The organism is Actimicrobium sp. GrIS 1.19 (genome assembly GCF_035984655.1).
Classification (GTDB): Bacteria; Pseudomonadota; Gammaproteobacteria; order Burkholderiales; family Burkholderiaceae_D; genus Actimicrobium.
This window is the reverse complement of record NZ_JAXCHT010000004.1, coordinates 143,246-167,899: the sequence shown is the minus strand read 5'-3', so window position 1 is coordinate 167,899 and position 24,654 is coordinate 143,246. Positions and strand designations below refer to the sequence as shown.

Annotated in this window: 22 protein-coding genes and 4 tRNA genes; all 26 read right to left on the bottom strand. The window is 54.5% G+C overall.

Annotated features, from left to right (window positions below):
- Positions 1–5: 5 nt before the first annotated feature.
- The 26 genes from rplV to RCH09_RS05115 all read right to left on the bottom strand — a co-directional run bounded on the left by rplV (position 6) and on the right by RCH09_RS05115 (position 24,502).
- Positions 6–338, bottom strand: a complete 333-nt coding sequence (gene rplV / locus RCH09_RS05240; protein WP_009665822.1) for a 50S ribosomal protein L22 — start codon at positions 336–338, stop codon at positions 6–8.
- Between the two features lie 6 nt (positions 339–344).
- A complete protein-coding gene (gene rpsS / locus RCH09_RS05235) occupies positions 345–620 on the bottom strand; it encodes a 30S ribosomal protein S19 (RefSeq protein WP_008113170.1) in 276 nt (91 codons plus the stop codon).
- 9 nt (positions 621–629) lie between these two features.
- Complete coding sequence (gene rplB / locus RCH09_RS05230; protein ID WP_326939993.1) at positions 630–1,457, bottom strand: 50S ribosomal protein L2; 828 nt, start codon at positions 1,455–1,457, stop codon at positions 630–632.
- Entirely contained in the window at positions 1,457–1,774 is a 318-nt protein-coding gene (gene rplW / locus RCH09_RS05225; RefSeq protein ID WP_326939992.1) for a 50S ribosomal protein L23, read from the bottom strand. Before rplW ends, rplB begins: the two co-directional genes overlap by 1 nt.
- Positions 1,771–2,391 carry a 50S ribosomal protein L4 gene (gene rplD, locus RCH09_RS05220; RefSeq protein ID WP_326939991.1) on the bottom strand — a complete coding sequence of 207 codons (621 nt, stop codon included), beginning with the start codon at positions 2,389–2,391 and terminating at the stop codon, positions 1,771–1,773. Before rplD ends, rplW begins: the two co-directional genes overlap by 4 nt.
- Positions 2,392–2,394: 3 nt before the next feature.
- Positions 2,395–3,051, bottom strand: coding sequence for a 50S ribosomal protein L3 (gene rplC / locus RCH09_RS05215; RefSeq protein ID WP_326939990.1), 657 nt, complete (start codon positions 3,049–3,051; stop codon positions 2,395–2,397).
- A gap of 157 nt (positions 3,052–3,208) precedes the next feature.
- Entirely contained in the window at positions 3,209–3,526 is a 318-nt protein-coding gene (rpsJ, locus tag RCH09_RS05210) for a 30S ribosomal protein S10 (protein ID WP_326939989.1), read from the bottom strand.
- Positions 3,527–3,605: 79 nt separating this feature from the next.
- Positions 3,606–4,796 (bottom strand): elongation factor Tu, encoded by a 1,191-nt coding sequence (tuf, locus tag RCH09_RS05205; RefSeq protein WP_326939977.1) that lies wholly within the window; start codon positions 4,794–4,796, stop codon positions 3,606–3,608.
- Between the two features lie 78 nt (positions 4,797–4,874).
- Entirely contained in the window at positions 4,875–6,980 is a 2,106-nt protein-coding gene (gene fusA, locus RCH09_RS05200) for an elongation factor G (protein ID WP_326939988.1), read from the bottom strand.
- Between the two features lie 122 nt (positions 6,981–7,102).
- Positions 7,103–7,573 (bottom strand): 30S ribosomal protein S7, encoded by a 471-nt coding sequence (gene rpsG / locus RCH09_RS05195; RefSeq protein ID WP_326939987.1) that lies wholly within the window; start codon positions 7,571–7,573, stop codon positions 7,103–7,105.
- Positions 7,574–7,710: 137 nt separating this feature from the next.
- Positions 7,711–8,094, bottom strand: coding sequence for a 30S ribosomal protein S12 (gene rpsL / locus RCH09_RS05190; RefSeq protein WP_326939986.1), 384 nt, complete (start codon positions 8,092–8,094; stop codon positions 7,711–7,713).
- Positions 8,095–8,407: 313 nt separating this feature from the next.
- On the bottom strand, positions 8,408–12,643 hold the full coding sequence (gene rpoC / locus RCH09_RS05185) for a DNA-directed RNA polymerase subunit beta' (RefSeq protein WP_326939985.1): 4,236 nt from the start codon (positions 12,641–12,643) through the stop codon (positions 8,408–8,410).
- A gap of 246 nt (positions 12,644–12,889) precedes the next feature.
- Entirely contained in the window at positions 12,890–16,996 is a 4,107-nt protein-coding gene (gene rpoB / locus RCH09_RS05180) for a DNA-directed RNA polymerase subunit beta (protein ID WP_326939984.1), read from the bottom strand.
- Between the two features lie 262 nt (positions 16,997–17,258).
- Positions 17,259–17,630, bottom strand: a complete 372-nt coding sequence (rplL, locus tag RCH09_RS05175; RefSeq protein ID WP_326939983.1) for a 50S ribosomal protein L7/L12 — start codon at positions 17,628–17,630, stop codon at positions 17,259–17,261.
- Positions 17,631–17,719: 89 nt separating this feature from the next.
- Positions 17,720–18,280 (bottom strand): 50S ribosomal protein L10, encoded by a 561-nt coding sequence (gene rplJ / locus RCH09_RS05170; RefSeq protein WP_326939982.1) that lies wholly within the window; start codon positions 18,278–18,280, stop codon positions 17,720–17,722.
- 311 nt (positions 18,281–18,591) lie between these two features.
- Positions 18,592–19,287 carry a 50S ribosomal protein L1 gene (gene rplA, locus RCH09_RS05165; protein WP_326939981.1) on the bottom strand — a complete coding sequence of 232 codons (696 nt, stop codon included), beginning with the start codon at positions 19,285–19,287 and terminating at the stop codon, positions 18,592–18,594.
- Positions 19,287–19,718, bottom strand: coding sequence for a 50S ribosomal protein L11 (rplK, locus tag RCH09_RS05160; protein WP_326939980.1), 432 nt, complete (start codon positions 19,716–19,718; stop codon positions 19,287–19,289). The genes rplA and rplK overlap by 1 nt, the downstream gene beginning before the upstream one ends.
- Positions 19,719–19,871: 153 nt before the next feature.
- Complete coding sequence (gene nusG, locus RCH09_RS05155; protein WP_326939979.1) at positions 19,872–20,471, bottom strand: transcription termination/antitermination protein NusG; 600 nt, start codon at positions 20,469–20,471, stop codon at positions 19,872–19,874.
- Positions 20,471–20,854: a preprotein translocase subunit SecE gene (gene secE / locus RCH09_RS05150; protein ID WP_326939978.1), complete on the bottom strand. Its 384-nt coding sequence runs from the start codon at positions 20,852–20,854 to the stop codon at positions 20,471–20,473. The genes nusG and secE overlap by 1 nt, the downstream gene beginning before the upstream one ends.
- A 36-nt stretch (positions 20,855–20,890) precedes the next feature.
- Positions 20,891–20,966, bottom strand: a tRNA-Trp gene (locus RCH09_RS05145).
- Between the two features lie 76 nt (positions 20,967–21,042).
- On the bottom strand, positions 21,043–22,233 hold the full coding sequence (tuf, locus tag RCH09_RS05140) for an elongation factor Tu (RefSeq protein WP_326939977.1): 1,191 nt from the start codon (positions 22,231–22,233) through the stop codon (positions 21,043–21,045).
- Positions 22,234–22,330: 97 nt separating this feature from the next.
- Positions 22,331–22,405: transfer RNA gene (locus RCH09_RS05135), tRNA-Thr, on the bottom strand.
- 41 nt (positions 22,406–22,446) lie between these two features.
- Positions 22,447–22,520 (bottom strand) — tRNA-Gly (locus RCH09_RS05130).
- Positions 22,521–22,584: 64 nt separating this feature from the next.
- Positions 22,585–22,670: transfer RNA gene (locus RCH09_RS05125), tRNA-Tyr, on the bottom strand.
- 242 nt (positions 22,671–22,912) lie between these two features.
- The gene (locus RCH09_RS05120; RefSeq protein ID WP_326939976.1) at positions 22,913–23,905 is read right to left on the bottom strand and encodes a gamma-glutamyl-gamma-aminobutyrate hydrolase family protein; all 993 of its coding nucleotides are present in this window, start codon (positions 23,903–23,905) and stop codon (positions 22,913–22,915) included.
- A gap of 141 nt (positions 23,906–24,046) precedes the next feature.
- Positions 24,047–24,502: a hypothetical protein gene (locus RCH09_RS05115; protein WP_326939975.1), complete on the bottom strand. Its 456-nt coding sequence runs from the start codon at positions 24,500–24,502 to the stop codon at positions 24,047–24,049.
- Between the last annotated feature and the right edge of the window lie 152 nt (positions 24,503–24,654).

Sequence of the window (24,654 nt, the reverse complement as noted above, 5' to 3'; positions counted from 1 at the left end):
ACCCCTTAGTTACCGACAGTCACGTAGATGTGACAGGATTGTTTTGAGATACGATCACCCCGGCCCTTGGCGCGTGCAGTAAAGCGCTTCAAGACCGAACCTTTTTCGACGTAAATCGTCGTGACCTTCAATTCATCAATATCCGCGCCGTCGTTATGCTCGGCGTTTGCAATCGCTGACTCGAGAACGCGCTTGATGATAACAGCGCCTTTCTTCGGGCTGAATTGCAAGATATTGAGCGCTTGATCAACTTTTTTGCCACGGATAAGATCGGCAACCAGACGACCCTTTTGGGCCGAGAGGCGCACACCGCGGAGGGTAGCTTTAGTTTCCATCATCGGACCTTATTTCTTCGCCTTCTTATCGGCGGCATGACCCTTGAACGTACGGGTCAATGCGAATTCGCCGAGCTTGTGGCCAACCATGTTTTCGGAGACGTACACCGGCACGTGCTGCTTGCCGTTGTGTACCGCAATTGTCAAACCAATGAAGTCAGGCATGATCGTCGAACGACGTGACCATGTCTTGATTGGCTTCTTGTCTTTGATCGCTTGCGCGGTCTCAACCTTCTTCACAAGGTGGGCGTCACAAAACGGCCCTTTTTTCAATGAACGTGTCATTTTTTTTCCTTATTTCTTGCCGCGGCGCGAAATGATCATTGACGTAGTACGCTTGTTGCGGCGCGTCTTCTTGCCCTTGGTTTGCTGACCCCACGGCGAGACCGGGTGACGACCAGCAGCGGTTTTACCTTCACCACCACCATGCGGATGATCGACAGGATTCATGACCACACCGCGAACGGTCGGACGCACACCACGCCAACGCATTGCACCGGCTTTACCGATCTTGCGCAGGTTGTGCTCGCCGTTGCCGACTTCGCCAACTGTCGCACGACACTCGACGTGAACGCGACGAACTTCGCCTGAACGCAAACGCACTTGGGCGTAGATCCCTTCACGCGCCATCAGAACGACACCAGCGCCAGCGGTGCGGGCCATCTGAGCACCCTTCCCTGGAAGCATTTCGACGCAATGCATCGTTGTGCCGACAGGAATATTCCTGATTGGGAGGCAGTTACCAGATTTGATTGGCGCTTCCGAGCCATTCATCAACTGGTCGCCGACAGCCAGACCCTTGGTTGCGATGATGTAGTGCCGTTCGCCATCGGCGTAGCACAGCAGCGCGATATTGGCACTGCGGTTCGGATCATATTCAATGCGCTCGACCTTGGCCGGAATACCGTCCTTGGTCCGACGAAAGTCGATGACGCGATAATGTTGCTTATGGCCACCACCGATATGACGGGTAGTGATATGACCATTGTTGTTCCGACCAGCGCTTTTCGACTGCGCCTCGATCAGACCTGCAAATGGGCGGCCTTTGTACAGATCCGCATTGACAACCTTGACCATGCCACGACGGCCAGGCGAGGTTGGCTTGACTTTAACGAGTGCCATTATTTAGCCTCCTCGGTGAAGTTGATTTCCTGACCAGGCTTGAGGCAGACAAAGGCGCGGCGCGTATGATTGCGGCGACCATTGAACTTGCCCGAGCGCTTTTTCTTGCCCTGACGATTGGCGACTTGCACCGACTCGACTTCGACTTTGAAAAGCAACTCAACTGCAGCCTTGACTTCCAATTTGGTCGCATCAGGCATGATCAGAAAAACGACTTGTTCATTTTTCTCGGCGATAAACGTGGCTTTTTCCGAAATGACCGGAGCAAGCAACACTTTCATCAATCGCTCTTCGCTGTACTTCAGATTTGCGCTCATGCCAGCATCTCCTCAATCTTGGCCAATGCTGGTTTCGTGATGACGATGTTCTTGTAGAAGACAAGGGACACTGGATCAGCGTGGCGCGGCTCAACGATCATTACGTTTGGCAGGTTACGTGACGCCAACAGCAAATTCTCATTAATTTCATCAGCAATAATCAACACTGACTCAAGGCCCATTTCCTTCAACTTCAGCGACAGCAACTTGGTCTTTGGCGCATCGATCGAGAATTCCTCGACAACCGACAACCGACCTTCACGTGCCAACTGGGACAAAATCGAACACAAGCCAGCGCGGTACATCTTCTTGTTAACTTTGTGCGTATAGTTCTGGTCGGGCGAATTCGGGAAAATTCGACCGCCGCCGCGCCACAGTGGCGACGATGACATACCAGCACGAGCGCGACCAGTACCCTTTTGACGCCAAGGCTTCTTCGTCGTGTGATGCACTTCTTCGCGATTTTTTTGCTTGCTGTTACCACTGCGCGCATTTGCCTGATAGGCAACGACGACCTGGTGGATCAGCGCTTCATTGTAGTCACGGCCGAAAATAGTGTCCGGCGCGGCGACGTTCGATGCAGCTTGACCTTGATTATTGAGGAGCTTGAGTTCCATCGCTTAGGCTCCCTTCTTGGCTTTGACTTTAACGGCAGGGGAAACAATCACCTGACCGTTTTTCGCACCTGGAACTGCACCTTTGATCAGCAACAACTGACGATCGGCGTCGATACGGGCGATTTCGAGATTTTGTGTAGTAACAGTAACGTCACCCATGTGACCGGTCATGCGCTTACCAGGGAAAACGCGACCTGGATCCTGCGCCATACCAATCGAACCCGGCACATTGTGCGAGCGGGAGTTACCGTGGGTAGCACGACCGGAGCTGAAGTTGTATCGCTTGATAACGCCAGCGTAACCCTTACCGATTGAGGTACCCTGCACGTCGACCATCTGGCCAACCGAAAAAAGGCTGGCGGCAACTACGTCGCCTGCTTTCATCTCGGATGCTTTTGCGGCGTCAATGCGGAATTCTTTGAGGACGGTTCCAGCTTCGACACCAGCCTTGGCATGATGCCCGGCAGATGCCTGATTGACGCGCGATGCACGACGCTGACCGAACGCGACCTGAACCGCGGAATAGCCGTCAGTTTCAGGTGTTTTGATTTGAGTGACACGGTTGTTTGACACGTCAAGTACGGTAACCGGAATTGAATCTCCGTCATCCGTAAAAATGCGCATCATACCAACCTTGCGACCGACTAGGCCAAGGCTCATTTTTTCTCCATTCCCGCCTACGATTGGGCAGGGCTGATGTTTGTACTACTAATAACGTGGAGAACGCGATAAGTCACGTTTCCCCACCGAAGCCAAAGAGTATAACTGCAGTCGCATTCTTCCACAACAGAAAACGCGACATACCTCAATAAAATTATTATTGCAATTTAATTTCGACGTCAACACCAGCTGGCAGATCAAGCTTCATCAACGCATCGACGGTTTTGTCGGTTGGGTCAACGATATCCATCAGACGGACGTGTGTACGAATTTCGAATTGATCGCGCGAAGTCTTGTTGACGTGCGGCGAGCGCAGAACGTCAAAACGCTGAATGCGGGTCGGCAGGGGAACCGGGCCTTTTACAACGGCACCGGTACGCTTGGCGGTTTCAACGATTTCAAGGGCCGACTGATCGATCAAGCGGTAATCGAATGCTTTCAGGCGAATGCGAATCTTTTGGTTCTGGCTAGACATGGTATTCCTTTAAAGAGCGAACCGCGGATGGGAGCATCCGCGGCATTTTGGCAAAACAAACAATTTATTGACGAACTGTTTACTCAATAATTTTGGCAACAACACCGGCGCCGACGGTGCGACCGCCTTCACGAATAGCGAAGCGCAGGCCTTCTTCCATCGCGATCGGGTTGATCAACATCACGGTGATCGACACGTTGTCGCCTGGCATGACCATCTCTTTATCCTTCGGCAACTCGATCGATCCGGTCACGTCCGTGGTGCGGAAGTAGAACTGCGGACGATAGTTGTTGAAGAACGGCGTATGACGGCCACCCTCGTCTTTGGACAGCACATAGATCTCACCGGTGAAATGCTTGTGCGGCTTGATCGAATTCGGCTTGGCCAGCACTTGACCCCGCTCGACATCTTCACGCTTGGTACCGCGCAGCAGCACGCCGACGTTGTCGCCAGCCTGCCCTTGATCGAGCAATTTGCGGAACATTTCCACGCCCGTGCACGTCGTCTTCTGGGTGTCGCGAATGCCGATGATTTCCAGTTCCTCGCCGACCTTGACGATACCGCGCTCGATACGACCCGTGACAACGGTACCGCGACCCGAGATCGAGAACACGTCCTCGACCGGCAGCAGGAACGCGCCGTCGACGGCACGCTCTGGCGTCGGGATGTAGGTGTCCAGTGCATCGGCCAGCTTCATGATCGCCTGCTCGCCCAAGGGACCCAAGTCGCCTTCCAGCGCCAGCTTCGCCGAACCCTGGATGATTGGCAGATCGTCGCCCGGGAATTCGTACTTCACCAGCAGTTCGCGTACTTCCATTTCGACCAGCTCAAGCAGCTCGGCGTCATCGACCATGTCGCACTTGTTCAGGAACACAATGATGTACGGAACGCCAACCTGACGTGCCAGCAAGATGTGCTCGCGGGTCTGTGGCATCGGGCCGTCTGCTGCCGAACACACCAGAATCGCACCGTCCATCTGCGCCGCACCCGTGATCATGTTCTTCACATAATCGGCATGGCCTGGGCAGTCAACGTGCGCGTAGTGACGCGCTGCTGTTTCGTACTCGACGTGGGCCGTATTGATCGTGATGCCGCGCGCTTTTTCTTCCGGTGCCGCGTCAATCTGGTCATATGCCTTCGCTTCGCCGCCAAACTTCTTCGACAACACCGTTGCGATGGCCGCCGTCAACGTGGTTTTACCATGATCGACGTGACCAATCGTGCCCACATTCACGTGCGGCTTGGTCCGCTCAAATTTACTCTTTGCCATTTTCTTATTCCTTGAAAAAGAACGATTTATCTATCAACACGATGGCCCGCTCAATGACGAGCGGGCGGGAGTAACCAATTACTTGCTCTTCTGACTGACGATTGCTTCGGTCACGTTCTTTGGGGCCTCAGCGTAATGCTTGAATTCCATCGTGTAGGTTGCACGACCTTGTGTTGCGGAGCGCAACGAAGTCGAATAACCAAACATTTCGGACAATGGCACTTCCGCCTTGATGATCTTGCCGCCGCCACCGGTGATTTCATCCATACCTTGCACCATGCCGCGACGGGAAGACAGATCGCCCATCACTGTACCGGCGTAATCTTCCGGCGTTTCAACTTCGACCGACATCATCGGCTCAAGAATAACCGGACTGGCCTTGCGGCAACCATCCTTGAACGCCATCGATGCAGCCATACGGAACGCGTTTTCGTTCGAATCCACGTCATGGTACGAACCGAAGAACAGTGTGACCTTGACGTCAACGACCGGATAACCCGCCATGACACCGGCGGTCAGCGTCTCGCGAACACCCTTCTCAACTGCAGGAATGTATTCGCGTGGGACGGTACCACCTTTGATCGCGTCGACGAACTCAAAACCAACGCCTGGCAATTGCGGCTCGATCTTCAGAACGACGTGCCCGTACTGACCGCGTCCACCAGACTGCTTGACGAACTTGCCTTCGATCTCTTCGCAGACCTTGCGAATCGTTTCGCGGTAGGCCACCTGTGGCTTACCGACGGTTGCCTCAACGCCAAATTCACGACGCATGCGATCAACAATGATTTCCAGATGCAACTCGCCCATACCACCAATGATGGTTTGACCCGATTCTTCGTCTGTCTTGACGCGGAAAGACGGATCTTCCTGCGCCAGACGATTCAGCGCCAGACCCATCTTCTCTTGATCGGCTTTGGTTTTCGGCTCAACAGCTTGCGAAATGACCGGCTCCGGGAACACCATGCGCTCAAGCGTAATGATCGCGCTTGGATCGCACAAGGTCTCCCCCGTCGTTGCATCCTTCAAACCAACCGCAGCAGCAATGTCGCCGGCGTGCACTTCCTTGATTTCTTCGCGTTGATTCGCATGCATCTGCAAAATACGACCCAACCGCTCTTTCTTGTTTTTCACAGGATTGAACACGGTATCGCCGGACTTCACGGTGCCCGAATAGACGCGGAAGAAAATCAGCTGACCAACAAATGGGTCAGTCATGATCTTGAAGGCCAAAGCCGAGAATTTCTCTGTGTCTTCCGCTTTACGCGTCGTCGGCTGCTCGTCTTCATCGAGACCCTTGACCGGCGGGATGTCCGCTGGCGAAGGCAGGTATTCGATAACGCCGTCGAGCATGGCCTGCACACCCTTGTTCTTGAACGCAGTACCGCACATCATCGGGACGATTTCTGCCGCGATCGTACGTTGACGCAAGGCTGCCTTGATCTCTTCTTCAGTGAGATCGCCTTCGTCGAGGTACTTGTTCATCAGTTCTTCAGTGGCTTCAGCAGCTGCCTCAACCATCTTTTCGCGCCATTCCTTAGCCTGAGCCAACAGCTCCTCAGGAATTTCACGGTAATCGAACTTCATGCCCTGGGACGCGTCGTCCCAATAAATCGCCTTCATCTTGACCAGATCGACGACGCCCAGGAAGTTTTCTTCAGCGCCGATTGGAATCTGCAACGGAATCGGGTTCGCTTTCAGCCGCGCACGCATCTGATCGTAAACCTTGAAGAAATTCGCGCCGGTGCGATCCATTTTGTTGACGAAAGCCAAACGCGGAACGCCGTACTTGTTAGCCTGACGCCAAACGGTTTCGGACTGTGGCTGCACGCCACCAACGGCGCAGTAAACCATACAGGCGCCATCGAGCACGCGCATCGAACGTTCGACTTCAATTGTGAAATCGACGTGACCCGGCGTGTCAATGATGTTGATGTGATGCTCAGGGAAATTGTTGGCCATCCCCTTCCAGAAGCAGGTGGTGGCGGCAGACGTAATCGTGATGCCGCGCTCTTGCTCTTGCTCCATCCAGTCCATGGTGGCTGCGCCATCATGAACTTCACCAATCTTGTGATTTACACCCGTGTAAAAGAGGACGCGTTCGGTCGTCGTTGTCTTGCCGGCGTCGATGTGAGCGGAGATACCAATGTTGCGATAGCGCTCAATGGGGGTCTTGCGGGCCATAGTTAATCCTAAATCTTTTTAATGTACAAAACCGAGCTCCATTTATGCAATGTGCTCGGCCTCGAACAAATGACTAGTGCGACTGACACCACCGCCAGCTGGCGGCAATGCCAATCGATTTATTAGAAGCGGAAGTGCGAGAACGCCTTGTTCGCTTCTGCCATGCGATGCACTTCATCGCGTTTCTTCATTGCACCGCCACGACCTTCAGCGGCTTCGAGCAATTCACCACCCAAACGTTGCGGCATGGATTTTTCGCTGCGCTTGTTGGCGGCTTCACGCAACCAACGCATCGACAGAGCCATCCGGCGCACTGGACGGACTTCAACCGGCACCTGGTAGTTTGCACCACCAACGCGACGCGATTTTACTTCAACCAGCGGCTTGCAGTTGCCGATCGCAGCTGAAAATACTTCCAGCGGATCTTTTCCTGACTTGGTTGCGATATGTTCAAACGCACCGTAGATGATGTTTTCAGCAACTGATTTCTTGCCTGACAACATCAACACGTTGACAAACTTGGCGACATCAACATTACCGAACTTTGGATCTGGCAAAATATCCCGCTTGGGGACTTCACGACGACGTGGCATTTCGATTCCCTTCAATCTTCAGTTGAGCGCGCAACATTTCCGGTTACCCGCTCGCGGATTGCCATCATGGCCATCCACTTACTCGGCCCAAATGGGACCGACACCGGTTCCGCAAAAAAATAGCGGAACGAACAATATTACTTCTTGGCAGCCTTGGCGCGCTTCGTACCGTACTTGGAACGAGACTGCTTACGATCCTTGACGCCCTGGGTATCCAGCGCTCCGCGGACCATGTGATAACGCACACCCGGCAAATCCTTGACACGACCACCGCGCAGCAACACCACGCTATGCTCTTGCAGGTTATGCCCTTCACCACCGATGTACGAAATGACTTCGAAACCGTTGGTCAAGCGTACTTTGGCGACCTTACGCAAAGCCGAATTTGGCTTCTTTGGGGTCGTTGTATAAACGCGCGTGCAGACGCCGCGTTTTTGCGGGCTGTTTTCCAGCGCCGGCGATTTGCTTTTGACGCGTGCGGAAACACGCGGCTGGCGAATCAGTTGATTGATGGTTGGCATCGCTCTAAACCCAACAAAATTACTTCTATTAACAGATCCCGAAAACGGTTGTCCGGGGACTAAACAAATCGTGGCGCCTGCAAGGCGCTCGGCTCGACTTCTGCGACACCGGGCTGCTGCCCGTGTGAAAGCCTTACCTTGGTAAAGCTTAAAATCGAGAACTCGCGAGTATATAGGCTACATAGCGGCGAGTCAATGCATGTATCTAATCATTAAGCCCGGGAGTCCAACAAATACGGGCTCAAAGATGGGAAAAACAAAACGGCATCGAGGATCATTCCCCGATGCCGTTGGGCACAAAATCCCGGGAGCGCTATGCTTCGCTATCCGATGGACCGCTAATATCGGCCATTTGCGCTTCGATGTCAGCTGCCCTGGCGGCCTTTTCAGCAAGCAGCAATGCCGTGCGCTCGTCGGCTTCCCATGTTTCCTTTTCCTTGCGCGCACGGTGGAATGCCAGACCGGTACCAGCCGGGATCAAACGGCCGACAATCACGTTTTCTTTCAGCCCGCGCAGACCATCGCGCTTGCCCATGATTGCTGCTTCCGTAAGAACGCGAGTGGTTTCCTGGAACGATGCAGCCGAGATGAACGAGTCGGTCGACAGGGATGCCTTCGTAATTCCCAACAGCACATTCTCGTAAGTCGCAGGAATCTTGCCGTCGGCACTGACACGATCGTTCTCGTCCAGCAGCTCCGAACGCTCGACCTGTTCACCGGTGATGTAATTGGCATCGCCAGCGTCAACGATCTGAACCCGACGCAACATTTGACGCACGATCACTTCAATGTGCTTGTCATTGATCTTCACGCCCTGCAGTCGGTACACATCCTGCACCTCGTCAACGATGTAACGAGCCAGCGCTTCGATACCCAGCAAACGCAAGATGTCCTGCGGATCGGCCGGACCATCCACGATCATCTCGCCCTTGTTGACGACCTGGCCATCATGCACCAGCACCTGCTTGTCCTTGGTGATCAGGAATTCATGCTTGTTACCGTCGAGGTCGGTAATTTCCAGACGCTGCTTGCCCTTGGTTTCCTTACCGAACGCAACCGTACCGGTGACCTCGGCGAGCATACCGGCGTCTTTCGGCGACCGCGCTTCGAACAACTCGGCAACACGTGGCAAACCACCAGTGATGTCGCGCGTTTTTTGCGATTCAGTCGGAATACGCGCCAGCACTTCGCCGACATGCACTTGCTGACCGTCCTTGACGGTAATCAGAGCACCAACCTGGAAACCGATCGTCACGGCGTGTTCGGTGCCGGCAATCTTGACTTCTTCGCCAGCTTCGTTGAGCAGCTTGACTTGAGGGCGTACCGTCTTGCTGACCGAGCCGCGCCGTTTCGCGTCAATGACCACGAGCGTTGACAGGCCGGTAACATCATCCACCTGGCGGGCAACGGTCGATCCTTCTTCGACATTCTCGAAACGCACTGTACCGGCGTATTCGGTAATGATCGGACGGGTCAACGGATCCCATGTGGCCAGTGCGGTACCGGCCTTGATCACCAAGCCGTCATGCACGCTCAAGGTGGCGCCGTAAGGCACTTTATGACGCTCACGCTCGCGGCCGTGGTCGTCGGTAATGAGCACTTCGCCGGAACGGGAAATGACAATCTGACCACCCTTGCCGTTGGTGACGTAACGCATCGTGACGGTGAAACGCACAGTACCGTTCGATTTGGCTTCCACCGACGAGGCCACAGCGGCGCGCGATGCAGCACCACCAATGTGGAAGGTACGCATTGTCAGCTGGGTACCCGGCTCACCGATCGACTGTGCGGCAATGACGCCGACTGCTTCGCCGGCATTGACCAGCACGCCGCGACCAAGGTCACGGCCGTAACACATGCCGCACAAGCCATAGCGTGTGTCGCAGGTCAGCGGTGTGCGAACCTTGACTTCATCGATACCGAGGCGCTCGATTTCTTCAACGCCATCTTCGTCCAGCAGTGTACCGGCCGGGAACAACGTCGCCTGGGTCTCAGGGTTGACGATGTCGTTAGCAGCAACACGACCGAGGATCCGGTCACGCAACGCTTCAATCACTTCGCCGCCTTCGACCATGGCCTTCATCGATGCGCCATTGGACGTGCCGCAATCGTCTTCGATCACGACCAGATCCTGCGTCACGTCGACCAAACGACGTGTCAGGTAACCTGAGTTCGCTGTCTTCAGCGCGGTGTCAGCCAGACCTTTACGGGCGCCGTGCGTCGAAATGAAGTACTGCAACACGTTCAGACCCTCGCGGAAGTTCGCGGTGATCGGCGTTTCAATGATTGAGCCATCCGGTTTGGCCATCAATCCGCGCATACCGGCAAGCTGACGAATCTGGGCTGCGGAACCGCGCGCACCGGAATCGGCCATCATGTAAATCGCGTTGAACGATTCCTGGGTCGACTTGGTGCCGTCACGGCGAATCACGTCTTCGACCTTGAGTTGGTCCATCATGGCCTTGCCGACATCGTCGCCGGCCTTGCCCCAGATATCGACGACTTTGTTGTAGCGCTCACCAGCAGTGACCAATCCGGACGAATATTGCTGCTCGATCTGTTTTACTTCCTGCTCGGCGGTCGCAATGATCGTCACTTTTTGTGGCGGCACCAGCATGTCGTCAACGCAGATCGAGATACCGGCGCGCGTGGCGAGGCGGAAACCCGACTGCATCAGCTGGTCGGCAAAGACGACCGTCGCACGCAGGCCGCACTTGCGGAACGACGTGTTGATCAGCTTTGAGATTTCCTTCTTTTTCAGCGCGCGGTTCAGCACGCTGAATGGCAGACCCTTTGGCAGGATCTCGGACAGGATGGCGCGGCCAATCGTGGTCTCGTAACGGGTGATGGTCTTCTCGAACTCACCGGTCTCGGGATTTTTTGGATATTCGGTAATCCGCACGGTGACGCGGGAGGTCAGTTCGACTTCCTTGTTGTCATAGGCGCGGATGACTTCCGACACGTCCGGGAACATCATGCCTTCGTTCTTGCCGTTGATCTTTTCGCGGGTCGCGTAGTACAGACCAAGCACGATATCCTGCGAAGGAACGATCGACGGCTCGCCGTTTGACGGGAACAGGATGTTGTTGGATGCGAGCATCAGCGTGCGCGCTTCCATCTGGGCTTCGATCGACAGTGGAACGTGGACCGCCATTTGATCGCCGTCAAAGTCGGCGTTGAACGCGGCGCAGACCAGCGGATGCAGCTGAATGGCCTTGCCTTCGATCAGGACTGGCTCGAACGCCTGGATGCCCAGACGATGCAAGGTCGGCGCGCGGTTAAGCATGACCGGATGTTCACGGATCACGTCCTCGAGAATGTCCCAAACGACCGGTTCCTGGATTTCGACCAGTTTCTTCGCGGCCTTGATGGTTGTCGCCAGGCCCATCAACTCAAGCTTGTTGAAAATGAACGGCTTGAACAGCTCCAGTGCCATCAGCTTCGGCAAGCCGCACTGATGCAATTTCAGTTGCGGACCCACCACGATGACAGAACGGCCCGAGTAATCGACGCGCTTGCCCAGCAAGTTCTGACGGAAACGACCGCCTTTACCCTTGATCATTTCGGCCAGCGATTTCAGCGGACGCTTGTTGGCGCCGGTCATTGCCTTGCCACGACGGCCGTTGTCCAGCAACGAATCGACGGCTTCCTGCAACATCCGCTTTTCGTTACGCGTAATGATTTCAGGTGCGCGCAGTTCCATCAGGCGCTTGAGACGATTGTTGCGATTGATGACGCGGCGATACAGGTCGTTCAGATCGGAGGTCGCGAAACGACCGCCATCCAGCGGTACCAATGGACGCAGTTCTGGCGGCAACACTGGCAGCACTTCCATGATCATCCAGTCCGGCTTGATACCCGAACGCTGGAATGCCTCAAGCACTTTCAGTCGCTTTGCATACTTCTTGATCTTGGCTTCGGACTTCGATTCTTTCAACTCAACGCGCAACATTTCCGCATCGCGATCGATATCGATCGAGCGCAGCAGTTCGCGGATACCTTCGGCGCCCATGAAAGCGATGAAGTCGTCGCCGAATTCTTCGTACTTTGCCGCATAGTCGTCTTCCGACATGATCTGGCATTTCTTCAGCGGCGTCATGCCTGGATCGGTCACGACGTAGGCTTCGAAATACAGGACGCGTTCAATGTCCCGCAGTGTCATGTCGAGAACCATGCCCAGACGCGAAGGTAGCGACTTCAGGAACCAGATATGCGCTGTTGGCGAGGCCAGCTCGATGTGGCCCATGCGCTCGCGACGCACCTTGGCCAGCGTGACTTCGACGCCGCACTTCTCGCAGATAACGCCGCGATGCTTGAGGCGCTTGTATTTGCCGCAAAGACATTCGTAGTCTTTGATCGGGCCAAAAATCTTGGCGCAGAACAGGCCATCACGTTCTGGCTTGAAGGTGCGGTAGTTGATGGTTTCCGGCTTTTTGACTTCGCCGTAGGACCATGAACGGATTTTCTCGGGGGACGCAAGACCAATCTTGATCGCGTCGAATTGTTCGTTCTGTTGAACTTGCTTGAATAGATCCAGCAATGCTTTCATTTGTCACTCCAGTGGCGTGATGTCGCTTGATGTATGGCGGGGAATTGGCCGGAGCGCGCATGACCCTGTTCGCATTGGCGGGAGAGCCCCGCTTGTGGGCGGGGTTCCGCTGATACCGGGTACGGACTGGCTATTCCTTGATGCTTTGCTTTGCTACTAGTGCTACGTCATAATTCTTGTCGGCGTAAACGGGGACGAACTGGCAAGGCACATTGCTGCGCCTTGCCAGTTCTTCACGTGTCGTCGTTAATCGCGTTCCAGATCAATATCAATACCGAGTGAACGGATTTCCTTGACCAGCACGTTAAACGATTCAGGCATACCGGCATCGATCACATGGTCGCCCTTGACCAGATTTTCGTAGACCTTGGTACGACCGTTCACGTCATCGGACTTGACCGTCAACATCTCTTGCAAGACATATGACGCGCCGTACGCTTCCAGTGCCCAGACTTCCATTTCCCCGAAACGCTGACCACCGAACTGCGCTTTACCGCCCAATGGCTGCTGCGTCACCAACGAGTACGGTCCGGTCGAACGCGCATGCATCTTGTCGTCCACCAGATGATGCAGTTTCAGGACGTGCATGTAACCCACGGTGACCGAGCGCTCGAACGCTTCGCCGGTACGACCGTCGTACATCGTGACCTGATTCTTCGATGGCGTCATGCCGAGCTGCTTGGCGATATGGTCAGGATAGGCCAGATCCAGCATGCGATGAATCTCTTCTTCATTGGCGCCATCGAACACAGGTGTCGCAAACGGCACGCCATGTTTCAGATTTGCCGACAGTTCGAAGATTTCATCATCGGTGAAGCTGTCCAGATCTTCCTGCTTGCCCGACTCGTTGTAGATCACTTTCAGGAACTTGCGCAGCTCGATTGCCTTGGCTTGCGCCTTGAGCATTTCGCCGATGCGCAGGCCCAGGCCTTTTGCTGCCCAGCCCAGATGCACTTCCAGAACCTGACCCACGTTCATCCGTGACGGCACGCCCAGCGGGTTCAACACGATGTCAGCCGGCGTACCGTCTGCCATGTATGGCATGTCTTCAATCGGCACGATGCGGGAAACCACACCCTTGTTACCGTGGCGCCCGGCCATCTTGTCGCCCGGTTGCAGACGACGCTTGACCGCGAGATAGACCTTGACCATCTTTTGAACGCCTGGCGGCAATTCATCGCCTTGCGTCAGCTTCTTGCGCTTTTCTTCAAAGGCCAGATCGAATTGATGACGCTTCTCGGCGATCGATTCCTTGATCGCTTCAAGCGATGTCGCAGCATCGTCGTCAGCAGGGCGAATATCGAACCAGTGGTATTTGTCCAGATCATCCAGGTATTCCTTGGTGATCTTGGCGCCCTTGGCAAGCTTCTTCGGACCGCCGTTGACGACCTTACCTGTCAACATTTTTTCCAGACGCTGGAACGCATCGCCTTCGACGATACGCAACTGATCGTTCAGGTCGAGGCGATAGCGCTTCAGCTCATCATCGATGATTTGCTGGGCGCGCTTGTCGCGCACGATACCCTCGCGTGTGAAGACCTGCACGTCGATTACCGTTCCGATCATGCCGGATGGCACGCGCAGTGAGGTGTCCTTCACGTCCGAGGCCTTCTCGCCGAAAATCGCGCGCAGCAGCTTCTCTTCCGGCGTCAGTTGGGTCTCGCCTTTTGGCGTGACCTTGCCGACCAGCGTATCACCGGCCTCAACTTCGGCACCAATGTAGACGATTCCCGACTCATCCAGGCGGGCCAGCTGGTTCTCGGCCAAGTTCGAAATGTCGCGCGTGATTTCTTCGGCACCCAGCTTGGTATCGCGTGCGACCACCGACAGCTCTTCGATATGAATCGAGGTGTACCGATCATCGGCAACAACTTTTTCCGAGATCAGAATCGAATCTTCGAAGTTGTAGCCATTCCACGGCATGAACGCGACCAGCATGTTCTGGCCCAGAGCCAGCTCACCCAGGTCGGTCGAGGCGCCATCGGCAATCACGTCGTGCTTGGCGACGCGGTCACCGACCTTGACGATCGGACGCTGGTTGATGTTGGTGTTCTGGTTTGAACGGGTGTACTTGATCAGGTTATAGATATCCACGCCGACTTCGCCAGCCAACGCTTCTTCGTCATTGACGCGAATCACAACACGGCCCGCATCAATATAGTCGACCAGCCCGCCACGCAGGGCCTGCACGGTCGTACCTGAGTCGACCGCAACCGTGCGTTCGATACCGGTTCCAACGAATGCTTTTTCCGGGCGCAGGCAAGGTACGGCCTGGCGCTGCATGTTCGCACCCATCAACGCACGGTTTGCATCATCGTGCTCAAGGAACGGGATCAGCGACGCCGCTACGGAAACAATCTGGCCCGGCGCCACGTCCATGTACTGGACGCGCTCCGGCGACACCAGAATGGTCTCACCGGCTTCACGGGCAGACACCAATTCATCCGACAGGCGACCGGTCTTGTCGATGGTCGCATTCGCCTGAGCGATGATGTAGCGTCCTTCTTCAATGGCCGACAGATAGTCGATCTGGGTCGTGATCTTGCTGCCATCAACTTTGCGATACGGCGTTTCGAGGAAGCCGTATTCGTTCAGGCGGGCATACAACGCCAGCGAATTGATCAGGCCGATGTTCGGACCTTCCGGTGTTTCGATCGGGCAAACGCGGCCGTAATGCGTTGGATGCACGTCACGCACTTCAAAGCCGGCGCGTTCCCGTGTCAAACCACCGGGCCCAAGTGCCGATACGCGGCGCTTGTGGGTTATCTCAGACAACGGGTTGGTCTGATCCATAAACTGCGACAACTGCGACGAACCGAAGAACTCGCGAATGGCGGCAGAAATTGGCTTCGAGTTGATCAGGTCATGCGGCATCAGGTTGTCCGCTTCGGCCTGGCCGAGACGTTCCTTGACGGCACGCTCAACCCGAACCAGACCTGCACGGAATTGATTTTCGGCCAGTTCGCCGACGCAACGCACACGACGATTGCCGAGGTGATCAATGTCATCGACTTCGCCGCGACCATTGCGCAGCTCGACCAGAATCTTGATCACTGCCAGCACGTCATCGTTCGACAGGGTCATCAGACCGGTCAATTCGTCGCGACCGATGCGACGATTGAATTTCATTCGACCAACGGCCGACAGATCGTAGCGGTCTTCGTTGTAGAACAGGCCGTTGAACAGTGCCTCGACCGAATCTTCGGTCGGTGGCTCGCCTGGGCGCATCATCCGGTAGATTGCGACTTTCGCGGCCATCTGGTCAGCGGTATCGTCCATGCGCAGGGTCTGCGAAATGTAGCCACCCTGGTCCAGATCGTTGGTGTACAACGTCTGAATATCGGTCACATTGGCTTCACGCAGACGCGCCATCAGCTCTTCGGTCAGTTCGTCGTTGGCACTGGCAACGACTTCGCCGGTATCGGCGTCAACGATGTTCTTCGCCAACACGCGACCGAGCAGGTAGTCTTCCGGCACCGAAATGTGCTTGATGCCCGCAGCTTCAATGTCGCGCACATGCTTGGCGTTGATCCGCTTGTCCTTCGACACCAGCGACTTGCCAGCCTTGTCGGTAATGTCGAAACGTGCGACTTCACCACGCAGGCGTTCGCCGACAAATTCCATCTCGCCGCCTTCGCTGCGCAATGCAAAATTGTCGAACACGAAGAAGTTCGCAAGAATCTGTTCCGGCGTCATGCCGATCGCCTTGAGCAAGATCGTCACTGGCATCTTGCGGCGACGGTCCACGCGGAAGAACAGGATGTCTTTCGGATCGAACTCGAAATCAAGCCATGAACCGCGGTAAGGAATAATCCGTGCCGAGAACAGCAGTTTGCCTGAGGAATGCGTCTTGCCGCGATCATGTTCGAAGAACACGCCTGGCGAACGATGCAACTGGGAGACGATCACACGCTCGGTGCCATTGATCACGAACGAACCGGTCGTCGTCATCAGGGGCAACTCGCCCATGTAGACTTCCTGCTCCTTCATTTCCTTGACGACAGGCTTGGTCGGCGATTCCTTGTCCAGAATGACCAGACGCACCTTGGCACGTAGCGGCGACGCGAACGTCAGGCCGCGCTGCTGGCATTCCTTGACGTCGAAAGGTGGATCACCCAGAACGTACGACAGGAATTCGAGACGCGCAAAACCATTGTGCGAAACGATAGGGAAAATCGATGTGAAGGCCGACTGCAGGCCATCATTCTTGCGTTGCGATGGTACTTTGTCCGCCTGCAGGAAGCTAAGGTAGGACTCGAGCTGCGTCGCCAGCAGGAACGGAACGTTGTGAACGTTAGCGCGTTTCGCAAAAGATTTACGAATACGCTTCTTCTCAGTAAATGAGTAGTGCATGAACACTCCGTGAGTGACAGGAAGGAAGGACAATTCAGGATTCGACAGCGTCGCGCATTTCTAGCGCGGGCCAACAACGACGAAACCTCAAGTGACAACCCTGCAAATTCGTTTTAAGCTGAATCTTCCGTTGGATGGAAGGGTGCGATTGCTGTCAAACGAACCAATTTCAAAAACGACAAAGGAGCCAAAGCCGAATCCTTTATAAAAAGGATTCCGCGCTTTGACTCAGGCGCCGCAATACTGCGCTGACATACCAAACTTACTTGATTTCGGCTTTCGCGCCGGCATCTTCCAGTTTCTTCTTCGCGGCTTCAGCATCCGCTTTCGAGACAGCTTCCTTGACTGGCTTCGGTGCACCGTCAACCAGATCTTTAGCTTCTTTCAAGCCCAGACCGGTGATTTCGCGAACAGCCTTAATCACGCCAACTTTATTCGCGCCGAAATCGGTCAGCGTCACGGTGAATTCGGTTTGCTCTTCAACAACCGCTGCCGCACCGCCAGCTGGACCAGCGACTGACATAGCAGCTGCTGACACGCCAAATTTCTCTTCGAATGCCTTAACCATGTCGTTCAGGTCCATTACGGACATTGCGCCTACGGCTTCCAGGATATCGTCTTTGCTAATTGCCATTTGAAACTCCTAAATTATATTGATGATTACATCTGATCAGTACTAACGCAAAACATTGAAACCGTCAGGCAGATTATTTCTCGCCTGAATTAAGCGGCCTCGACTGGCGTTTCGGCGGCGGCTTCTTCAGCAGGCGCGTCTACGGTCGGTGCTACTTCGATTCCTTCGCTTTTCTTGGCTGCAAGAGCAGCCAAGGCGCGCGCAAATCCTGATACCGGCGCCTGCATGATGCCCAACAACTGGGACAGCAGAACTTCACGGCTAGGGATACTGGCCAATGACGACACGCCCGCTTTATCAAGCGATTTGCCGGCATAATTGCCCGCCTTGATGACCAGTTTGTCGTTGGTTTTGGCGAAGTCTTGCAAGACTTTCGCTGCAGCAACGGCATCATCCGAGATCGAATAGATCAACGGGCCGGTCATTTCGGAAGCAAGGCCAGAGAACGCGGTGCCTTCAACAGCGCGACGAGCAAGCGTGTTTTTCAACACGCGCAGGTACACGCCTTCGGCACGCGCTTTTGCACGCAGTTGCGTCAAGTGACTCACCTGGATGCCACGGTATTCAGCCACGACGATCGTCTGTGCAGTTGCTACTTTTGCAGAGATTTCAGCTACGACGGCCTTTTTGTCATTCAGATTGAGACTCACGGTCAACCTCCAAAAATGATGTTCAGCAACTACATAACCCAAGTGGTTACTTGCCTTGCATCGGTTCGAACACGGCGTCCGAAGTTAGGAGTTCCGACTGGCAGGCCAGCTTAGAGACTACAAAACTTGTTCGGGCTCACCATCTGCGTTGGGTGCCGGCCGATTGCACAACTGGCGTTTTAACCTTGCCCATGACCTACTGGAGCAGTGCCCAACGGTCTTTGATTGCCTGGACCAAATTCAGATTCCTGTTTCTGGCCCAGCCCAAAGATTCGCCTCGCGCCATAGGGCACGAGGACTTGATTCAATTCTTAAGCAGCCAGCGAGGTCTGGTCGACGCGAACGCCGGCACCCATCGTTGACGACAAGGAAACTTTACGCAGATACACGCCTTTGCTTGAGGTCGGCTTGGCTTTATTGAGCGCATCAATCAGCGCGACCAAATTCGACTTCAACGCTTCATCGCTGAAAGACTTCCGACCGATCGTGGCGTGAATGATACCGCCCTTGTCCGTACGGTACTGAACTTGACCGGCTTTGGCGTTCTTGACGGCCGTCGCGACATCTGGCGTAACGGTGCCGACTTTAGGATTTGGCATCAAACCACGTGGGCCGAGAATCTGACCGAGGGTACCAACGATACGCATCGTATCTGGCGACGCAATGACGATGTCGAATGGCATGTTACCGGCTTTGATTTGCTCGGCCAGGTCTTCCATACCAACGATATCGGCGCCAGCCGCTTTGGCCTGCTCAGCTTTTTCGCCGGTAGCAAATACTGCTACGCGAACAGTTTTTCCTGTGCCGGCTGGCAGAACGACGGAGCCACGCACAACTTGATCCGACTTCTTGGCATCAACACCCAACTGCACCGACACATCGATAGATTCGTTGAATTTTGCTGTTGCCAGTTCTTTGATCAATGCGACTGCATTGTCGAACGGGTAGGCCTTGGTACGATCGACCTTGGCTTTGATTGCTTTGACGCGTTTCGATAACTTAGCCATTACAGACCCTCCACCGTGATACCCATGGAACGTGCGGAGCCGGCGATGATACGCACAGCTGCATCCATGTCAGCTGCCGTAAGATCCGGACGCTTTTGGGTTGCGATTTCTTCCGCTTGCTTGCGGGTGATGCTGCCGACTTTGTCGACATGCGGTTTTGCTGAACCTTTGGTAATGCCGGCAGCCTTCTTGATAAGAATCGTCGCAGGCGGCGTCTTCATCACGAAAGTGAATGACTTGTCGGCAAAGGCGGTAATCACAACCGGAATTGGCAAACCTGGCTCGAGGCCTTGGGTCTGGGCGTTAAACGCCTTGCAGAATTCCATGATGTTCAAACCGCGCTGACCCAAGGCTGGGCCAATCGGAGGGGACGGGTTTGCCTTACCAGCTGGCACTTGCAGCTTGATAAAACCAATAATCTTCTTTGCCATGATGGCTCCTTCAAGTGATGAGTGATAGCGCCCTTTCGCTACCTGTAATTAACAGAGAACTAGTTGGGCTCCTCTAGCAATGCAATCGGCATTCCGCTATTAACTTGCGACGCTCCGATTCGGCGTTTTTTATTTTCTCCGGCGATCCGGAGTTTAGGCTTTTTCGACTTGCCCGAATTCCAGCTCTACTGGCGTGGCGCGACCGAAGATGGTTACCGAAACCCGAACTCTTGATTTCTCGTAATTGACTTCCTCGACGTTGCCATTGAAGTCTGTAAATGGACCATCTTTAATGCGTACCAGCTCGCCCACTTCATACAAGACTTTGGGACGAGGCTTCTCGATCCCTTCTTGCATTTGTTGCATGATCTTGTCCACTTCATGTGGAGGAATTGGCGTCGGCTTGTTTGATTTACCACCAATGAACCCTGTCACCTTGCTGGTGTTTTTTACCAGATGCCAGGTCTCATCCGTCATTTCCATTTCGACCAGCACATATCCCGGGAAGAAACGCCGTTCGGTGACGGACTTCTGACCATTCTTGACTTCGATAACTTCCTCGGTCGGAACAAGAATCTGTCCAAACTGGGCATCCATACCGGCCCGAATAATCCGTTCGGTCAATGCTCGCTGCACACTTTTTTCCATACCGGAATAGGCGTGGACAACATACCATCGCTTTTTGCTGGTCAGGGCGACCGTAGCCGCGTCTTCGGATTTTTGTTGGGCGCCGTCTTGATTCTGATCGCTCATTATTTTTTCCAACCCAAAATCACGTCATACAGCAAGAATTCCAGAAACTTATCAGTGCCCCAAAGAAACAAGGCCATCACCAAGACAAAAAGAAAAACGATTGCAGTGATTTGAAGTGCCTCTTTGCGCGTTGGCCAAACCACTTTTTTGGTTTCGCGAACTGCCTCGCTTGCAAAGCTCAAAAACTCCCGGCCTTGCGTGGAGGTCCACGCCAATGCAACTGCTATGGCCAACCCCAGTACCAGCGCGCTGGCACGAACAAGAGAGGACTTGTCGGCAAGAACATAGAAGCCAACGACACCTGCGATGACAGCACAAACGGCCAATGCGACCTTCAATCGGTCGCTTGAGGTGCTAACCGTTTGCACGGGGTGATTAGACATACGCTTTTTACTTTCGGTACCCTGCACCTGAATCGGTGGCAGGGGCGGAGGGCCTCGAACCCCCAACCTTCGGTTTTGGAGACCGACGCTCTGCCAGTTGAGCTACGCCCCTACGTTTGAAAACAACTTGAACTGAAAACGCTGCGTTGGTGATCTTGGACCCACCAACGCAGCGCTCAATTCAAAACTTACTCAATAATTTTGGCAACAACACCGGCGCCGACGGTGCGACCGCCTTCACGAATAGCGAAGCGCAGGCCTTCTTCCATCGCGATCGGGTTGATCAACATCACGGTGATCGACACGTTGTCGCCTGGCATGACCATCTCTTTATCCTTCGGCAACTCGATCGATCCGGTCACGTCCGTGGTGCGGAAGTAGAACTGCGGACGATAGTTGTTGAAGAACGGCGTATGACGGCCACCCTCGTCTTTGGACAGCACATAGATCTCGCCGGTGAAATGCTTGTGCGGCTTGATCGAATTCGGCTTGGCCAGCACTTGACCCCGCTCGACATCTTCACGCTTGGTACCGCGCAGCAGCACGCCGACGTTGTCGCCAGCCTGCCCTTGATCGAGCAATTTGCGGAACATTTCCACGCCCGTGCACGTCGTCTTCTGCGTGTCGCGAATGCCGATGATTTCCAGTTCCTCGCCGACCTTGACGATACCGCGCTCGATACGACCCGTGACAACGGTACCGCGACCCGAGATCGAGAACACGTCCTCGACCGGCAGCAGGAACGCGCCGTCGACGGCACGCTCTGGCGTCGGGATGTAGGTGTCCAGTGCATCGGCCAGCTTCATGATCGCCTGCTCGCCCAAGGGACCCAGGTCGCCTTCCAGCGCCAGCTTCGCCGAACCCTGGATGATTGGCAGATCGTCGCCCGGGAATTCGTACTTCACCAGCAGTTCGCGTACTTCCATTTCGACTAGCTCAAGCAGCTCGGCGTCATCGACCATGTCGCACTTGTTCAGGAACACAATGATGTACGGGACGCCAACCTGACGTGCCAGCAAGATGTGCTCGCGGGTCTGTGGCATCGGGCCGTCTGCTGCCGAACACACCAGAATCGCACCGTCCATCTGCGCCGCACCCGTGATCATGTTCTTCACATAATCGGCATGGCCTGGGCAGTCAACGTGCGCGTAGTGACGCGCTGCTGTTTCGTACTCGACGTGGGCCGTATTGATCGTGATGCCGCGCGCTTTTTCTTCCGGTGCCGCGTCAATCTGGTCATATGCCTTCGCTTCGCCGCCAAACTTCTTCGACAACACCGTTGCGATGGCCGCCGTCAACGTGGTTTTACCATGATCGACGTGACCAATCGTGCCCACATTCACGTGCGGCTTGGTCCGCTCAAACTTGCTTTTTGCCATCTTGGACTCCTAACGATTTGATGAGAATGTTCAGGCACGCGCCCGATCGACCTGCCGCAATACCATTTCGAGTACAACGAATTCATGCAACTAAATCTGGTGCCCTTTACGTGGATTGAACACGTGGCCTCTCCCTTACCAAGGGAGTGCTCTACCACTGAGCTAAAAGGGCGACTTTGAAATCGATCTCAATGAGCATCGACCTCATAAAACTGGAGCGGGTGAAGGGAATCGAACCCTCGTCATAAGCTTGGAAGGCTTCAGCTCTACCATTGAGCTACACCCGCGAGGGCCGCCATCTCCGCGATTCCCGCGACACTTCTTACACTACTGACTTTGCTGCAATTTACCTGGTGGAGGGGGCTGGATTCGAACCAGCGTACTCGTAAGAGGGCAGATTTACAGTCTGCTGCCATTAACCACTCGGCCACCCCTCCGCGGGGAACCCCAAACTATATTGGAGAGACCATGCTTTGTCAATCGCCACCGAAGGGTTTCGGAACCAATCTTTAGTTGATTGTGAGTTCCGGCCGACAGTATGCGCTCGAAATTTGTTCGGCATCATACTATGAAGGCAGTGAATCGTCGTTCTAAAGTGATTTCTTTTCCTGCTGCGCACCGGCTTTCCGGGATCACAACGGCACGGCGGTGCATGTACTCACTCCCAAGATGCGCCCTGCTAGAATCTGGTCTCACGTGCAGCCCGCAGGAAATTATCCAGGATTGGCGTGCAGTCAAGCAAATCGTTACCGCCTGCGCGATGGAATTCCGGGTGCCACTGCAAACCCATGACGAAGTTTGCTTTTCGGTACCGAATCGCCTCAATGATCTGGTCGTCGGTCGAAATTGCTTCAACGGACAAATCACGCCCCAGCGTTTTAACCGCTTGATGATGTATCGAGTTAACGAGTGGTGAAGCTTTGTCGGTGAACATGTCGTGCAGCGACGAACCCTCCGGAAAGATAATGCGATGCCGATGGCTGTCATAGAGATCATTGACATGGACAATCGCTTCCGGGACGTCGGACGCAATGTCCTGGTACAAGCTACCGCCAAAGGCAACGTTGATTAATTGGCATCCCCGACAGATTCCAAGAACCGGCTTGTCGGCCTCAATAAATTCATGCAATAGCTCCAGCTCATACATGTCCCGCGCACGATCACCGCTCCATTCCGGACGCGTTGCGGCCTCCGAATAACTTTGCGGCGATACGTCCGCCCCACCCTGCAGGACCAGGCCATCGAGATGCTTTGCGTAATCCCTCAAGCGAATATTGCTTGGGTGCAGCAAACCGTTGGTATTAACGGTTGGAATCATGAATACCAGCACATCGCGCGACATGACCCATTGTGCGATTGATTCCTCGAGGTATTGCAACGTTCTTCCTCGCAAACCCTTGGCCCCTGGCTCAGGATAGAAAATACGCGCGGATACGCCAATCTTCAACGTGCGTTGGGTAAGGCGCTTTCCGACCCTATCCGAGAGTGCACGCATTCGGGCCGTGAACACGTTCCACGATTGCGACCATGGCCTTTCGTCCTGAAGCCTGGCCCATGAGGATTGGGGTTGTGGTGCGTTTGCGGGCGAGTCCGCGTCGATGCCAGCAGGTGCAGCAGGTGGTTGTTGGGGTGGCTTCGCGTCAGAGTCTAGTGAATTTGGCATGGCGTGCATTTGGGGTGAGGAATCTGTAGACCACCATGCATACTAAATTATCCCGAATCAATTCCACTTTCCATTAAGAAAAATAATCTGGGATTTCCAGCTGGAGTTGTCTCTTGGCAGAAATATCGTCTCGGCCTGCGTGCGGCAGGCTCAGGATTGCGGTGCGGCAGCCGGGGAGATGACTGATGCCAAACGACCGCTAATGCTTTTGAATGCGGTTGGATCGTGCATCTTGAGAAAGGAAATCCATTCGATCAGACCTTCAATTGCCGAGTCATCAAGACCTTGATGCCCTGCTTTTGCCGCAGCGATCTGGTTGGCAAGCTCCTGAAATCCGGCAAGCGCCTTTTGCTCGGCCGTTTCGAGGTCCGGCAACGGGATGTGCTTGAGCAATACGGTGACAACATCATTAAGTCGTCCTAGCTGACGACCATAACTGGCGACATTTTCGACAATATCGCGCTCCATTTCGGGGTCGCTCGACTTCATGGAAAAATTAAGTAGTCCATATTGACTTCCACCCGGACTGAAAACGAATCGCCACGGATTGATGCTCTGCTGCAGTTGCGACGGCATCCATGCGTCTACCCAGGATTTTCCGGACATCAGACCTCCATCAAAACGACATCCTGAGACTCTAACGACACGACATTATTTTGCATTAACTCAGGACAAAGATCCGGCATTTTGTATGGCCCGGCAGGAGCTCTCCGGTACTAGGGCCGGGACCAGGCGAAATGAAGACGAGGGTCGTAACG